Annotated in this window: 12 protein-coding genes; 7 read left to right on the forward strand and 5 right to left on the reverse strand. The window is 50.3% G+C overall.

What is annotated here, in order from left to right:
- Positions 1-118: 118 nt before the first annotated feature.
- Positions 119-961, reverse strand: coding sequence for an SGNH/GDSL hydrolase family protein (locus SD10_RS24345; protein ID WP_046577511.1), 843 nt, complete (start codon positions 959-961; stop codon positions 119-121).
- Between the two features lie 684 nt (positions 962-1,645).
- Here SD10_RS24345 and SD10_RS24350 point away from each other — a divergent pair.
- From SD10_RS24350 to SD10_RS24370, 5 genes are all read left to right on the forward strand, one after another.
- Positions 1,646-2,365, forward strand: coding sequence for a ferritin-like domain-containing protein (locus SD10_RS24350; protein ID WP_046577513.1), 720 nt, complete (start codon positions 1,646-1,648; stop codon positions 2,363-2,365).
- 14 nt (positions 2,366-2,379) lie between these two features.
- A complete protein-coding gene (locus SD10_RS24355) occupies positions 2,380-3,123 on the forward strand; it encodes a ferritin-like domain-containing protein (RefSeq protein ID WP_046577516.1) in 744 nt (247 codons plus the stop codon).
- Positions 3,124-3,269: 146 nt separating this feature from the next.
- Positions 3,270-4,625: a neutral/alkaline non-lysosomal ceramidase N-terminal domain-containing protein gene (locus SD10_RS24360; RefSeq protein WP_046577519.1), complete on the forward strand. Its 1,356-nt coding sequence runs from the start codon at positions 3,270-3,272 to the stop codon at positions 4,623-4,625.
- Between the two features lie 158 nt (positions 4,626-4,783).
- Complete coding sequence (locus SD10_RS24365) at positions 4,784-7,345, forward strand: glycoside hydrolase family 9 protein (protein ID WP_046577521.1); 2,562 nt, start codon at positions 4,784-4,786, stop codon at positions 7,343-7,345.
- A gap of 164 nt (positions 7,346-7,509) precedes the next feature.
- Entirely contained in the window at positions 7,510-7,806 is a 297-nt protein-coding gene (locus SD10_RS24370) for a hypothetical protein (RefSeq protein WP_046577523.1), read from the forward strand.
- A 50-nt stretch (positions 7,807-7,856) separates the two neighbouring features.
- Here SD10_RS24370 and SD10_RS24375 read toward each other — a convergent pair whose 3' ends face one another.
- The 4 genes from SD10_RS24375 to SD10_RS24390 all read right to left on the reverse strand — a co-directional run bounded on the left by SD10_RS24375 (position 7,857) and on the right by SD10_RS24390 (position 12,295).
- A complete protein-coding gene (locus SD10_RS24375) occupies positions 7,857-9,068 on the reverse strand; it encodes an ATP-grasp domain-containing protein (protein WP_046577525.1) in 1,212 nt (403 codons plus the stop codon).
- A 154-nt stretch (positions 9,069-9,222) separates the two neighbouring features.
- A complete protein-coding gene (locus tag SD10_RS24380; protein WP_046577527.1) occupies positions 9,223-10,698 on the reverse strand; it encodes a leucyl aminopeptidase family protein in 1,476 nt (491 codons plus the stop codon).
- Between the two features lie 9 nt (positions 10,699-10,707).
- The gene (locus SD10_RS24385) at positions 10,708-11,784 is read right to left on the reverse strand and encodes an alpha/beta hydrolase (RefSeq protein ID WP_046577529.1); all 1,077 of its coding nucleotides are present in this window, start codon (positions 11,782-11,784) and stop codon (positions 10,708-10,710) included.
- Between the two features lie 82 nt (positions 11,785-11,866).
- A complete protein-coding gene (locus tag SD10_RS24390; protein WP_046577530.1) occupies positions 11,867-12,295 on the reverse strand; it encodes a response regulator in 429 nt (142 codons plus the stop codon).
- 419 nt (positions 12,296-12,714) lie between these two features.
- On the opposite strand from SD10_RS24390, the gene SD10_RS24395 reads away from it, so the two are divergent.
- Both SD10_RS24395 and SD10_RS24400 read left to right on the forward strand, forming a co-directional pair.
- Positions 12,715-13,887: a DUF4856 domain-containing protein gene (locus SD10_RS24395; RefSeq protein ID WP_046577532.1), complete on the forward strand. Its 1,173-nt coding sequence runs from the start codon at positions 12,715-12,717 to the stop codon at positions 13,885-13,887.
- Positions 13,888-13,961: 74 nt separating this feature from the next.
- A complete protein-coding gene (locus SD10_RS24400) occupies positions 13,962-15,125 on the forward strand; it encodes an imelysin family protein (RefSeq protein WP_046577534.1) in 1,164 nt (387 codons plus the stop codon).
- Positions 15,126-15,148 lie beyond the last annotated feature (23 nt).

Genomic DNA, 15,148 nt, shown 5'->3' on the forward strand with positions numbered 1-15,148 from the left:
CATCCCTGCATTGGCCAAAAACAGCCATTGCTCCATCTGTCTTATTTAATAAAGTAAGAACCTGTAGCCGTTTGATTATCAACTGTATTAACCTTGACCAGTAGGCCTGCTTTATCACTTATTGTAATTCGCCGTAATAGTCTATCCTGTCCCCTATCGTGGCTTCACTCCGCTGTTGAGGTAGTACATCCATCCGCTCATAAGCCAGTAAGATGGCCTTCGCCAGTTGGGCATGGCCGAAGGAATTTAAATGGCATCCGTCCGGCAACAGAACCGCATCAGGTAGATTGAGACAGGAAAATGAATTAATAACAGTGACCCCAGCGGCTTCTCCTTCTTTAATAAATATCGCGCTGGCCATGCGTCGTAATTGATTCATAAATGGGTCACAGACGGGCATAGGTGTTATCAGGATAACCTTACTCCGACAGGTGCTTAGGGCAGTTAATGCATCGTTTAACATCTGTCTCATATCGGTCAGCCGATCGATGCGTCCAAACCTATACGCTAATTCCAGAATTACCTGTTTTCCCAACCGACGCAGGCGTTCCCTACGACCGGTCGGCTTATAATGAGGTTCAAATACTTTATCGGCGTCTTTCAGTAACTTTTCATGAAACACATGAACCGATATGGGCTGACTCTGGTGATCGATTACACAATGCCCCTCATAAACCGCTGTATTCGAGCCGACCAACAGTGGTTGAAAAAGCTCTCGGAAATACGTATGAATTACCTCAAAATGACCTGGTTGGAGAAAAATAAGATCATATTGGTTCAGCTGAGCATCTAAATTGGCCAATAATGGCCTAATGTGGCTCATTTTGGCAGGCGCGTAATAATCAAGAATAAGGTCCTGTCCAGTTCTGCCTAATGCTGAGGCTACTTGTTGAACGAACCCTTTTCCAGATTCGATCCCAAATCCATAAGTATGGCACCCTCCGATAACTAGTAGTCTCATTTTATTTGAGCAAACAATCATTGAATCATAAAACCAACAAGGCTTATTGGCTGTCCAGGCTGTGATTTATTAGTTACTCTGACAGAAGTGACCTTTTATTGTACATAAGGATATAGGATTGACGTTTGCACAGGCCACGTTCAAGCGCTGGGAAGACAGCGTTAAAAAACCAGAAGTCATGATTTTTCGATCTCACGCTATTATTAAGATTAACATTGGATATGCACTCTGATAAGGCCTTAATCTGTTATATGCACCTGTAGCGACTGGCTTTTAGATCAAAGGAATAGTGCGATTTATAGACGTGAATTGCCCTTTATAGTAACCTATTTATATATTAATTATAACTTATGGACATCAATATCCCTTGGCAGCTTAATAGGGTTAAAGCCAGTTGGCGCAAGGCACTCGTACAACGGTCACTGGCAATGAGGAGCTAAACAGCGTTGATCTCCAGCTTTCTTAATGAAAAAGATGGATTAAACAAGGATATTAAACGCATTCGTTAACCATCCCGCTTTTGGTCCAGATTACTCGTATAAGCAGAATGTGACCTATTCCTGAAGACATTCCTCCGGCCAGTTTCTTCATTAAAATAAATCCAAATTAGCGAGGAGGCCGTAAGTGTGTCGAACTGTCTGGTTAAATAGCAGTTGTATTGACACACTTAGATTATATTACGTTATGAGCAAGCAACAGAATGAATCCGGCCTGACCATGCTTCCAGGCCAGTTAGAGCCGGTAATGGTTGGTCGTCGGTTATTTCTGCGTTACGCAGGCGCTTTTGCTGCGGGGGGCGTCATTCTGGCATCCTGTAAGGATGGCGAAGAAAACCCAACAACTGTAATGGCAGCAGTTGATTTGGGAACGGGCGATGTTGGTATTTTAAACTACGCGTTTGCCCTCGAGCAGTTGGAAGCCGCTTTCTACACACAGGTTCTTACTACGCCTTACAGCGGTATGACAGATGCGGAAAAAGCTGTTCTGACCGATATTCGTGATCACGAAATCATTCACCGCGAATTCTTCAAAGCGGCTATTCCGGCCGCCAACCGCATTGCCGACCTGGTACCGAATTTCACCAGCATCAATTTCGGTGACCGGGCCAGTGTGTTGGGAACAGCTAAAGCGTTCGAAGATCTGGGCGTATCGGCTTATAATGGTGCAGGTCCATTGATTACAGACGTGAATTACCTGGCTCTGGCGGGTAAGATTGTATCGGTAGAAGCGCGTCACGCAGCCGCTATCCGTGATTTGCTGAATCCAAAATCAGCCGACTTCGCTGGCGACGATGTGGTCACGCCAAGCTCCGGACTCGATGCGTCGAACGCACCGTCTGTTGTGCTGCCCACTGCGCAGAAGTATGTGAAAACACAAATCACGGCCACCAATCTTCCCAAGTAAACCGACACAACGCTATGAATCTATTTAAGTTAATTTCCGATATCGAAAAGGTTGATCCCGAAATCAGCGAACGTTACAGCTTCTATTCTCGCCGGAATCTCCTCAAATTTGGTTCCAAGCTGGCAGCAGCCGGTATTCCAACGCTGGTTGCCGCTAGTTTAAATAAAGCCCTTGCGCAATCGACAGCCCCTTCGCAGGCAGCTATCGATGTGCTGATGTTTGCCCTCACACTCGAGTACCTTGAGGACGAATTTTACCGCACGGGACTATCAACAGCAGGTCTGGTTCCGGCTTCTGATCAGGCCGTTATCAACCAGATCAGCAAACACGAAACGGCACACGTTGCTCTGCTGAAAGGAGCTTTAGGCGCGGCCGCTCCGGCAAAGCCAACGTTCAAATATCCAGCGGGTACATTTGCGACCTATGCTACCTTCCTGGCTACAGCTCGTGTTCTCGAAGATACAGGCGTTCAGGCTTACAAAGGCCAGGCCGGTAACCTGATCAACGACAAGGGTATTTTGCAAACTGCCCTTCAGATTCACTCCGTTGAAGCCCGGCACGCGTCGGAAGTTCGCCGGATACTGGGTATGAAAGGCTGGGTTTCTGACCCAACCCAAACGACATTCACACAGGGCGGTGTAAATCTGAAAACACTGCCAAATGTGACGGGCATTACGGATGACAATTTCCGTGGCGCCTTCGACGAACCATTGACCAAAAATCAGGTTCTGGCGGCTGCCGCACCGTTCTTGGGGTAAAACTCATATATAGGGAGGCCGGGAAACCGGCAGGGTGACGGAAGGCATCGGGGATTTTCTCCGGTGCCTTTTTTTGTACTGCTTTCCCTTCCGTCGCTTTTTTTTGTTGCTTGCAGGTAAATTCGTTCGCGTTGGCCGCAAGCCTTATGAAATTTATCCGTATCCTTCTGAAAGTCCTGTTGGGGCTCGTTGTCTTCATTCTGCTCTTTCTGGCCGTTAGTCTGGCCCCAGTCGATGAGACGCCCTACCAGCAAATGCCCTATTATACACAAACGAAAGCGCGTCTGGCCCAACTGCCCGCTCCACCAGCGGCTAAAGCACCGCTTCGGGCCGGTTGGGCAAAAGCAAACATTACGCCCCCCTACTCTACGCCAACAGGTGGATACGGCGCCCGGCGGGGTAAGCATTGGCACGTGGTGGCCGACTCTATTTTTGCTCGCGCCATCGTTCTCGACAATGGCGGGACCAAAGTTGCTGTAGTGGGCCTCGACCTGCTGATTACGCCCCCAACAGTGGTTGAAGCGCTAAAAAAACGCCTGCCTGAACTGGGACTGCGCTGGGAGAACGTTTACATGGGCGCTATTCACTCGCACAACAGCGTGGGCGGTTGGGCACCGGGCATTGTCGGCCAGTTAATTGCCGGTGGTTACGACGAAAAAATCGTGACCCGCGTGACCGACGGTATCCTGACCGCCATTCGGGATGCGCAGGGCAACATGGCTCCGGTAGAGGTAGGATTCGGTCAAACCGACGCCAGCGACCACATTTACAATCGCATCGGTTTTTCGGGGCCAACCCAGCCACTCGACGGTATGATTCGCTTGCTGAAGCTAAGGAAAGTAACTGGCGAATCGGCCTTGCTATGTACGTTTGCCGGTCACGCAACCCTGTACGAAGATAGTATGTGGAATTACCTCAGCCGCGATTATCCCGGTTCGCTGGTAGATCGACTCGAAAAGAAATCCGCTGATTTCGCCGTATTTATGGCGGGGGCCGTTGGCAGCACCGGTCCACAGGCGCGTGGCAAAACCGACTTTCAGGAGATTCGCAATTATGCCGGCGATCTGGCGCTTCGCATCGAACGGACAGTTCCTCAAATTCAGACCAAACCCGATAGTGCGCTGGCCATGCTGACGCTTCCGCTGGGATTGCGCGAACCGCATCCACGCGTTATTGGCAACTGGCGGGTACGCCCCTGGCTCTTTTATGCCGTCTATGGCGACTACCCCTCCGATCTGAAAGCCCTGCGCATTGGAAAAACCGTACTCCTCGGTACACCCTGCGATTACTCAGGCGAGTTCGTAGCCGACTTTAAACCACTAGCTACCCAGAAAGGCGTTAACTTGATGGTCACCAGCTTCGATGGCGGCTACATTGGCTACGTAACCCCCGACCGGTATTACAATCGTACGACCTACGAAACCCGCGACATGAACTGGTTCGGCCCCTACAACGGAGCGTATTTTGAGGAAATGATAATGGGGTTGTTGAAGAAGATATAAGTGAGCGCACGATAAAAAATCGTTCCAGAAATCCTTTCTACCACCCAATGGGCTTTACCACTTCACCTACTAGCCAGGTTTATGGCTCATTTTAACGTTGACAGCCTGACCAGACGAACTTTTCATTTACCAAAACTATGCTTGTTCGATTAGCACTTATGACCGCTTTGCTTTTTGGCTTATTATCTGTCACAAGGCATGATGGGGCATCGGCAGTAATCCGGATAAATTTGCTTGGCTATCGACCCGGTAGTCCAAAAGTAGCTATCTGGGGAAGCCTGACCGGACAAACGGTAGCTACTTTTGATCTGGTTGATGAACAGACAAACCAAGTGATTCAACAGCTTTCGGCGGGGCGGGCGTTTGGTGCGTATGGTGCGTTTAAGGAAACCTATCGGCTGGATTTCTCGGCCTTTCAGAGGCCCGGCCGGTATTACCTGCGCACGGCCGACGGTGCCCGGTCTCCAGGTTTTCGCATTGGCGAGGATGTTTATGCCGGAGCGGCCGATTTTTGTTTGCGGTATATGCGCCAGCAGCGGAGCGGCTACAATCCCTTCCTGAAAGACTCCTGCCATACCCATGATGGCTATACCATGTATGGCCCCATGCCCGATAGCACCCACATCGACGCGTCGGGGGGCTGGCACGATGCCTCGGATTACTTGCAGTATGTAACAACCTCCGCCAACGCGACGTACCACCTGCTGGCTGCGGCCCGTGACTTTCCGACGGCCTTTGGCGATCAGGTTCAGACGAATGGTTTACCGGGTGCTAATGGACAACCCGATGTGCTGGATGAAGCCCGGTGGGGGCTCGACTGGTTATTGAAAATGCATCCCACCGACACGTGGTTATTTAATCAGTTGGGTGACGACCGGGATCACTCGGCGATGCGGATTCCCAGGCTGGACAGCATGTATGGCAAAGGAGCCGAGCGTCCTGTTTACTTTGCTACTGGTCAGCCGCAAGGATTATTCAAGTACAAAAACCGGGCAACGGGCACGGCCTCCACAGCCGGAAAAGTAAGCAGTGCTTTCGCACTTGGGTATCAGTTATTGCGGAATCATAAAGCTCGCTATGTCAACCAGGCATACGTCGACAAACTCCGGCAGCGGGCACAGTCTGCCTACCGGCTGGGCTTAGCAAAGCCCGGAAATTGCCAGACGGCTCCGGGGCGGGCGCCCTATTTTTATGAAGAAGATAATTATACTGATGACATGGAATTGGCCACGGTTGAGCTGCTCAATGCGACGGAGCCAACTGGCGATCAGGCCAATTTATTACGTAACACTGCTTTGGCCTTCGCCCACCGGGAGCCAGTTACTCCCTGGATGCTGAATGACACGGCGCGGCATTATCAGTGGTATCCGTTTGTCAATATTGGTCACGCGGAACTGGCGAAACAGCTACCCGCCCATACTCGAAAAACTGTTACTGATTTTTACAAATCGGGAATCGAGCTGGTTTGGCAGCGGGCTCGTAAAAATGCATTTTACCGGGGTGTTCCTTTTACCTGGTGCAGCAATAACCTGACCACATCTTTCGCCACTCAATGCTTCTGGTATCGTCAACTCACTCACGACGATCAATTTATGGCTCTGGAACAGGCCAACTTCGACTGGCTGTTTGGCTGCAATCCCTGGGGAACGAGTTTTGTCTATGGCTTGCCGGCCAATGCCGACACCCCATCAGACCCCCATTCCGCCTTTTCACACCTGAAAAACTATCCCATTGATGGCGGACTTGTGGACGGCCCTGTGCGCGGCAGCATCTACGGAAACCTGATTGGCATTACCCTGCACGAACCCGATGAATATGCTTCGTTCCAGAGTTCAGTAGCGGTCTATCACGACGACTATGGCGATTACAGCACCAACGAACCAACTATGGATGGTACGGCCTCGCTCATTTACCTCCTGGCAGCCAAACAGGCCGAAAAGCGAACGACTATTGGCAAAGCCCACAGTTCTAAAAAAGTCAATCGGCCCGTCGACAAACCAGTTGCCAAACCTGTTACTGACTCGAAATCAACGTATTTTAAAGGGGCAAAAATCAGGGGCGATACCACCGCCCGTCGATTTTCACTGGTATTCACCGGCGATGAATTTGCCGACGGCGGATCAACCATTGCCCGAACGTTGCGGAAGCATCACGTTCGGGCTTCTTTTTTTCTAACCGGACGTTTTTTGCGCAACCCTGCATTTTCTCCACTGATAAAACGACTGAGGCAGGATGGACACTACATTGGCCCTCACTCCGACCAACACCTGCTATATTGCGACTGGGTAAAGCGCGACAGCTTGCTGGTGAGTCGGGCGCAATTTAAGGCTGATCTGCAGGCCAATTACGAAGTCCTACATCATTATGGACAGGCTAAATCCAAATCGAACTTGTTCTTACCGCCCTATGAATGGTATAATGACAGCATTGCCACCTGGACCAACGCAGAAGGAATTCAGTTAGTTAACTATACGCCGGGTACACTTAGCCATGCCGATTACACCATCCCTACGGATCGGAACTACCGAAGCAGTGCAACCATTCTGCAATCTATTCGCACGTATGAACAGCAAAAACCGGCTGGATTGAACGGTTTTATCTTGTTGATGCACTTGGGTACGGCACCCGCCCGAACAGACAAACTCTATTCGCACTTGGACGAGTTCTTGACTGATTTTCAGCGAAAAGGATATCAGTTTATAAGAATTGACGAGCTATGAACCGTTTTTTGGCTAACCCTTATCAGGCCCTTGCCAGTTTATAAAACCAGTGAGCGTAAGAGACCACGGTTATCCCAAAACTTTACGCATCAAAGTCAGTTGATAGCATACCAGATTTCAATAGTTTCGTTGGTATCTGTTTACTCAACAACTGATCTTTTCGTATGCGTACGCTCGTGTTTTTTTTAGCGGCCAGCCTGTCTGGCTCCATCTGTCTCGCACAAAGCGATACATCCAAAACAGTACGGGAAACTCAACAGGAACCCGTTGAAAGACAGGTCGCTATTCCGGGTGTCGATACGCCTATATCGGGTGGTGGCATGACGGCTCAGACGCCGATGAATCCTGTTCCTCCGGTTCAAAACAATAAAAAACGGAAAACTCAACCACCCAGCGATCCACGTGCCTTTGGCGTGTCGGTGCCGGTTGGCGGTGGTAAGGCGAAAAGAGATACGTTATAATACGAAACGCATCCTGCTCGCTAAACGGGCAGGATGCGTTTCGTACCTCATCAACTTGTTGGTTTAGTCGGTAACGGAGCGGATGCATGAAACTCATCGTAAATCCGATGCATGTAGTTGTCCAGCAACGTGCGAATACGGGAACGATCATCAGATTGGATGATTAAACCGACATGGTATTCGCGGTTCATACGCCAGAAAATCTCCGGCTCAGAAAACACCGACAAATCGGGCCACTGCTGCCGGGCCAGTGATACAATGAGACCGGCATGGCCGCCATTGTCAGTGGGTGGCAGGTAATGTTCCTTGCGAGCCATGGCCGTTTCGAGTTTAGCCCACTCGCGCCATAGGTTCACGCCCGAGGCAGCCTCGATCATTTCGGCGATGTGCGCACCGCCCACGCGAGATGCTGTTTCCAGGAAATACAATTCTCCGTCGTGATCACCGCGAATGTATTCGGAGTGCGAGGCACTATAGCGCATGCCAAAGGCAGACATGACCTGGTCGTTGATTTGCCGGAGGGCATCCGCTTCAGGCGTATCGACCTGGAGCGTGCCGGTGCGGAATACCCCGCCACCATGCGCTACTTCCATTGGCGTGGCTAAATACTGGCTGACGCGCGTAAAAACGGCTTTCCCATCAACTGACAGGGAGTCGACATGGTAGACTTTACCCGGCTTAAACTCTTCAATAAGATAGGTGTGCCGGTTATCGCCCAGCAAATGAATAGCCGACCAGGCTTCATCCAGTGAGTGAACTTTGCGAATTCCCGTCGCCGATGCTTCCGACCGTGGTTTAATGAGCCAGGGGGCCTCCGTTGTCTGTAAAAAAGCGGTTACCGTTTCGTCATGAAAGAGCGGACAGAACGCTGGCACCCGAATATCAGCAGCAAAGGCCCGTGTTCGCATGGCTAGTTTATCGCGGAAATAACGCGAGGTCGTCTGGCCCATGCCGTCAATGCGGAACGTCTCCCGAATAAGGGCCCCTTTCTCCACATCGAAGTCGTCCAGCGCTACTACCCGATCAATTCGGCGCGAGCGCATGGCATGTGCAAGTCCTACGATCATTTGCTCTAAATCTTCGGGGGCGTTGCTGGGCGAGTTCAGGAAGAACATCTCGTCGATGGACTCGCGGGGCCACGATTCGTTAGCAAGTTTCTGGTCGGTCAATAAATAGACCGTATTACCCAGCTCTTTACAGGCCCGCATAAAATCCTGCCCCTTCAGAAAGGTAGCAATACATAGGAAAGACAATTGGCTCATACTTTGGTTGTTCAAGTGTAGTTTCAGACTCATACAAGCATAAACACTGTACTGATCCGGAAGGCCTCGACTGGAAATTACCCAGCCAGACCGAACCGCCAAACTCTATTCGGCCAAAAAAGATACGGCCAAATGCCCAAACAACGAATGTTTCTTATCTTTTTTCTACTATAAGTCGTTGTAAATAGTCAATTAACAGACGAATACCAAACCCTGTTGCGTTCTTCTGCGAACCGAACTCCGTATCGGCGAAAGCCATCCCGGCGATGTCCAGGTGGGCCCAGGCCGGGTGTTTCTCGCTGAAGAATTCCAGAAACTTAGCTGCGCTGATGGAGCCAGCCAGCGGCTTACCACTGTAATTTTTCACATCCGCGACATCTGACTTTATATCCTCCAGGTAAGCATCCCAAACGGGTAAACGCCAAATTTGCTCGCCCGTCTGGTTAGCCGATTCAGTGAGTTGGGCAGCCAAGCTATCATTGGACGTAAATAAACCGGCTGCATGATAGCCCAAAGCCGCAATAACGCTTCCGGTCAGGGTAGCCAGATCGATTAGCACTTCGGGCTGAAAATTACGAACCATGTATCCCAGTCCATCCGCGAGAATAACGCGCCCTTCGGCGTCGGTATCAATGATCTCGATGGTTTTGCCGGAATAAGCCGTAATTACGTCGCCGGGTTTGGTAGAGCGCCCATCCGTCGAGTTTTCGGTTGATGGCACAATGCCGATCACATGAATAGGTAGTTTTAGTTTAGCCGCTACCTCCACCGTTCCCAACACAGCCGCAGCGCCCCCCATATCACTTTTCATCAGGTGCATGTTGGCGGAAGATTTGATAGATATCCCCCCCGTATCGAACGTTACGCCTTTGCCAACCAGCCCTACCGTGCGGGGATTGTCGATGCCTTCGGGTTTATATTCGGCAATGATCAGCACCGGCGGCACAGCGCTCCCCTGGCTGACACTCAGCAAGGCACCTAATTTCTGCCGTTCGAGTTCGGCTTTGTCAAGAATCGTTACGGTATAATTATACTGCTTACCCGACGCAACGGTCCAATCGGCCAGTGTTTGCGGGTTTTTGTAGTTGGCGGGCGCATTCATCAGATCCAGCATCTGAAGCTGGGTTTGAGCGATGGCCTCACCCCGAATCAGAGCTTCCTGCGCCGTTGCCAGTTCCGTCTCCTGAACGTAGAGCGTTAATGCCCCAGCCTCGGAGAAAAAAAACGGCGCGTCAGCTTTATCGGTCTGATAAAGTTTGAGGTCATAGCCACCACCACGAACACCCAGCACAACCCCTTCGACCACAGTGCCATCGACGGCCGTCAAGTCTATGCTTAGCTGCGCGGGCAATTTGCTTTTCTGGTCAAAAAAGAACTTCCTGAAGGTGCGCAGCCAATCCATTTGTTTCGGATCGGTGCCCAGTCCTAATAAGCTTGTTTTCTGGCCATTCGGGCCATAGCTAACCAGAACTTCTTTGGCTCCAGCGGTAAAATCGCGCTGCAGTACGTTGGCGGGCAAACCCAGTTGGGGCGCCAGGCTGATCAACTGGTCAGCCAGCGCATCGGTTTGTCTAAACGGAATGATGAGATCGCCGGTGGTGGGCGATTGGGTACTTAAGGTAATAGTCATAGATCCTGATTAATAAAACAACCACTCCACTGCTTTCGGAAATTCGCGGCCCCAATGGGCTTCCTGATGGGTTCCCGTCGGGTCGACCGATACGCGAACATCGATCGAATGTCCGCCATAGTTCTGCCGCACCAATGATTCATTGAACCGCTGGATATTGGGCACCATATATTCGGATTCTTTTTCTCCGCCATACGCGTATATTTTCATGGGCACAGGTGCCTTGAAGCGAATAGCATCGAAGTAAATTTTAGGGGAAATCCAGAGCGAAGGAGAGAAAACCATCAATCGCCCAAACACGTCAGGATGCAGCAACCCCGCATAAATACTGATCAAGCCCCCTAACGAACTCCCCCCTACCCCGGTATGAGCCGCATCGGGCAACGTACGGAACCGCTTATCGACGAGGGGCTTTACGGTACGTAGAATAAAGTCAAGGTAATATTGCCCGCGACCTTTGCCGGCCCGTGTTCGGTCAAATGTAAATTCCCGGATACGCTCGTCGTTGGCGTGGTCAATGGATACAAGGATAACGTCGTGATGACGGCGGGCAGCGAGTATGGCCATTTTCTGATCTACTTCCCAGCTTCCGTAGCCAGACCCACCACCGAACAGATTCTGCCCATCGTGCAGATACAGAACAGGATATACTTTGCGCGACGTTTCATAATCATGAGGCAGCAACACATGAACCCGGCGGCTGGAACCCAGTTGCGGAGCCTCGAATGAATCGCCAAGGAGTTCTATTTTGGGCAATAGCTCTGGGTTGAATGGCATGCCAAACCACCGCCAGTGGGGCACATAATCCTGTTTCACCGTTTCGGAAGCAGACACCGTCCGATCCGTCACACCCTCACCCGAGAGGCCCAGTTCAACGTGGTCCCAACCACCCCGTGTGTATTTGTACACCAGTTTTTCGGGCAATTCCAGGTCTGCTGGAAACTCGTAGACAAACTGCCCTTCGCCAGCGGACTGCATTTGAAACAAATCCAGGTCGGGAAGCCAGTCACAAAAATTACCCGAAACGAAAACCGGTCGGTCGTCGGTGCAGTAGGTACGTAATTCTAAACGTATTGATGAAGACATACGTACAGAATCCGATACAAGGGTGAGTTGGTTCAGACGCTGGCAGGAAAGTTAGGCTAACCGAATCTTATCGGGTTCGCCATCAAGCGAGTGCCCACTGCTCGGTGAGCCCCTGCGCCAGCATGACCAACTGATTGTAGTTGGCGGGTTTCGTCATGAACTGATTAGCGCCAAGCGCCAGACTACGCTGAAGGTCGCAGCTATCCGATGATGTTGTTAGCATAACAACGGGTAAATGGGCGAACGTAGGTGTACTGCGGAGTTGCGTCAGGGTATCAAATCCATTCTGACGACGCATATTGATATCGAGCAGAATCAATCGGGGCAACTTTTGGCAGGAGGCCAGCTTTGGCAAAAGCTGATCGCCGTCAGCCAGCGCCAGGACGCTGACAGGACATTGTATATCCTCAAAGGCTGAGCTAATAAACAACCGATCATCTTCGTCGTCATCAACGACCCAAACGGTTGGTTCATCTGATTGCCCAAGGCCCGTAGGTGAGTGAAAAGCCATGACGAATAGGTTAGATATGAAGTGCGTTAACGGAAGGAACTCACCGACTGACTACGGCGTACAAGCAAGCGGGAAATAGGTATACAGCTTTAGAAACGCATCAATCGCTTTCTCCCTGTATGGTTTATGCTCTTACGCTAATGCAGTTAAAAAGCGTTGCAAGCTGGCTGTAAATAGATCAGAAGATAGACCAAAGATATAAGTTTGGCTACCGATTTACCACCCTATACTCAATTAATTAATGCCTATTTAACTTATTAACTACAATTTAATCAGTTTTTTATCATAATCAAGCTAAACATAAAGCTTTACAATACAGGTCCTTAGGCTATTATTTGAAAATATTCTAAACAATTCTTTATAATTAGTCTAAATCCCGCCTACCTTTGTAGAAACATTCCAAATAAGGAAATTATAGAATGCTAACACCTACTACACTCAATCGTATATTAGCCGTTGTCACCCTGGCTTTCTGCTTATCAGCCTGTAACGACCAAGACAATCCAACAACCGTTACACCCCAGCTTCGCAAGTCAATTGCGTATACCAAGCTGACTGATACCACTACGTATGCTAACTTCTTCGTGGATGACGCTGGTGTCAAAACCGTAGACCTGACCACCGGTGCAAATCGGCTACTCATGTTCCGGGCCATTAATACCTACAACGGTACAGCCGTCGGAACAGGCGCTACACTGGATGCCAATGTCCTGAAAAACATGTTCTCGAATACGGGCAACCCATTTTCAGGTACGGCCAATACAGCCCTGAACACATCGGGCGTTCAGTTGCGCAACGTAACAGCCTCCTCTTTGCCAGCTGCTGATGCGGAAAAAGAACGGCAAACCATCGAGGCTAGTTTTCCCAAAATTGCCACCGCCAGTCAGTCAGTATCTGCCGTTGCTTCGGAAGGAAAAGCGGGTAAACTGGGTAGTTATCTGGTTGATGCGCAAGGCATCGAATATGGTCAGATCATTCAGAAAGGCCTGATTGGTGCGTTTCAGGTCGATTATATTGGCAATGTTCTTCTGAGCGACAAGAATCTTGCCTTAGACAATACTACGCTGGTCGCCGGTAAAAACTATACGCAGCTTGAGCAGAACTGGGATGAAATCTATGGCATCTTAACCGCTAACCCGATCTACGGCGCAAAAGCTACAGCTACCTCATCCGGCGAAAGCTTCATTGGCTCGTATATCTGGGAGTATAATAAGGATGATTTCCCGAAAATTTATGCGGCTTTATTGAAAGGCCGGGCGGCCATCGTCAACAATGATATGACCGTTTTGAAAGAACAGGCGGCTTTCATTCACTTAGCGATGGAGAAAGCCATTGCCAACGCGGCCCTGGGTTATTTGGGCAAATGGAAAACAGCCGGTACTAATACGGCGGCTGCGGCCCACGCCATGGGCGAAGGCTTAGGCTTCATTTACTCGCTTCGGTATGCTAAACTGAACAAAGCCGATGCGGCCTTTTCTGATTCAGTCCTGGCCGGACTTATCTCAGCCCCTAATGGTTTTTGGGGCTTGACCAATGCGAAAATCGATGCGGCTTCGGCAGCTATCCGAACTAAGTTCAATATACCTGTCTAAGCACCTGGGTAATCAATCATTTTTCATTCAGACAGAGCGATACTCATGGTGTCGCTCTATCCCTTTTTTACGCCATGACAAGAAATAGCTGGAAACGAGTTGGCTTTGTGTGTGTGTTCGTGAGTGCGCTGTGGGCCTGTTCGGGTGGGGGCTCCGATAACCCGGCTCCGGTCACCCCTACTACACCAAGCGATCAGGCAGGCAGCGACCGGAAAGCGATGCTGACCAACATTGCCGACAATATTATTCTGCCCAGTTACGCCAACTTCAAAACCAAGTTTGAGTTGATGCTGACTAAATCGGACGCTTTTGCCGCGAAGCCCGATAAAGCAGCCCTCACCGATTTGCGGCAGGCCTGGGCAGACGCCTACACAGAATGGCAGAAAGTTGAACTGTTCGATGTAGGACCGGCAGAGCAAAACACACTTCGCAACTTCTTTAATATCTACCCAACCAGCGTTACGGGCATTGAAGAATATGTAGCGGCAGGTTCGGGTTCTTTTGATGTTCCAGCCTCTTATCCTAAACAGGGCTTTCCGGCCTTAGATTACCTCATCAACGGCCTTGGCGCTACCGACGATGCCATTGTAGCCCGCTATACCACAGCCGCCGATGCTGCCAAACGGCTTGCTTACCTGAAACGGCTCACGGCGCAAATGAACACCCAGTTTACGACCGTCTACACCGCTTGGACGACCGGCGGTTATCGGGATACATTCATCAATTGCACGGCCCTGAATGCCGGTTGCTCAACCTCTAAACTAGTCAATGGCTTTGTGCTCAACTACGAACGCTACATTCGTTCGGGAAAATTCGGGATTCCATCGGGCGCTATGACCAACGGGACACCAGCCCCCGACAAAGTAGAAGGGTATTACAAAAAAGACCTGTCGCTTACACTGGCCAAAACAGCCCATCAGGCTACGGTTGATTTCTTCAATGGAAAAAGCGTAAAAACAGGACAGGAAGGCCCCGGCCTGAAGTCTTATCTCACGTCACTTGGCGCTAAGGATAGCAGCACGGGCACATCGCTGGTCGACATTATCAACAAGCAGTTCGACGCGGTTAATCAGCAGCTCAGCACGCTAAAGCCCAATTTGTCCGACGAAATCAAAACCAACAATGCAGCCGTCTCGCTGGTGTACACCCAAATGCAGAAAGCGGTACGTATGCTCAAGGTCGACATGACGACGGCGATGAGCATCACCATTACGTACACGGATAACGACGGCGATTAACTGGTTTTTGGTTCACCGGTTGT

It is taken from the genome of Spirosoma radiotolerans (assembly GCF_000974425.1).
Taxonomy (GTDB): domain Bacteria; phylum Bacteroidota; class Bacteroidia; order Cytophagales; family Spirosomataceae; genus Spirosoma; species Spirosoma radiotolerans.

Coding starts and splice junctions, on each gene's coding strand:
- SD10_RS24395 (WP_046577532.1), top strand. CDS start 12,715: ATGCTAACACCTACTACACTCAATCGTATATTAGCCGTTGTCACCCTG.
- SD10_RS24365 (WP_046577521.1), top strand. CDS start 4,784: ATGACCGCTTTGCTTTTTGGCTTATTATCTGTCACAAGGCATGATGGG.
- SD10_RS24385 (WP_046577529.1), bottom strand. CDS start 11,784: ATGTCTTCATCAATACGTTTAGAATTACGTACCTACTGCACCGACGAC.
- SD10_RS24360 (WP_046577519.1), top strand. CDS start 3,270: ATGAAATTTATCCGTATCCTTCTGAAAGTCCTGTTGGGGCTCGTTGTC.
- SD10_RS24370 (WP_046577523.1), top strand. CDS start 7,510: ATGCGTACGCTCGTGTTTTTTTTAGCGGCCAGCCTGTCTGGCTCCATC.
- SD10_RS24380 (WP_046577527.1), bottom strand. CDS start 10,698: ATGACTATTACCTTAAGTACCCAATCGCCCACCACCGGCGATCTCATC.
- SD10_RS24400 (WP_046577534.1), top strand. CDS start 13,962: ATGACAAGAAATAGCTGGAAACGAGTTGGCTTTGTGTGTGTGTTCGTG.
- SD10_RS24375 (WP_046577525.1), bottom strand. CDS start 9,068: ATGAGCCAATTGTCTTTCCTATGTATTGCTACCTTTCTGAAGGGGCAG.
- SD10_RS24355 (WP_046577516.1), top strand. CDS start 2,380: ATGAATCTATTTAAGTTAATTTCCGATATCGAAAAGGTTGATCCCGAA.
- SD10_RS24345 (WP_046577511.1), bottom strand. CDS start 961: ATGAGACTACTAGTTATCGGAGGGTGCCATACTTATGGATTTGGGATC.
- SD10_RS24350 (WP_046577513.1), top strand. CDS start 1,646: ATGAGCAAGCAACAGAATGAATCCGGCCTGACCATGCTTCCAGGCCAG.
- SD10_RS24390 (WP_046577530.1), bottom strand. CDS start 12,295: ATGGCTTTTCACTCACCTACGGGCCTTGGGCAATCAGATGAACCAACC.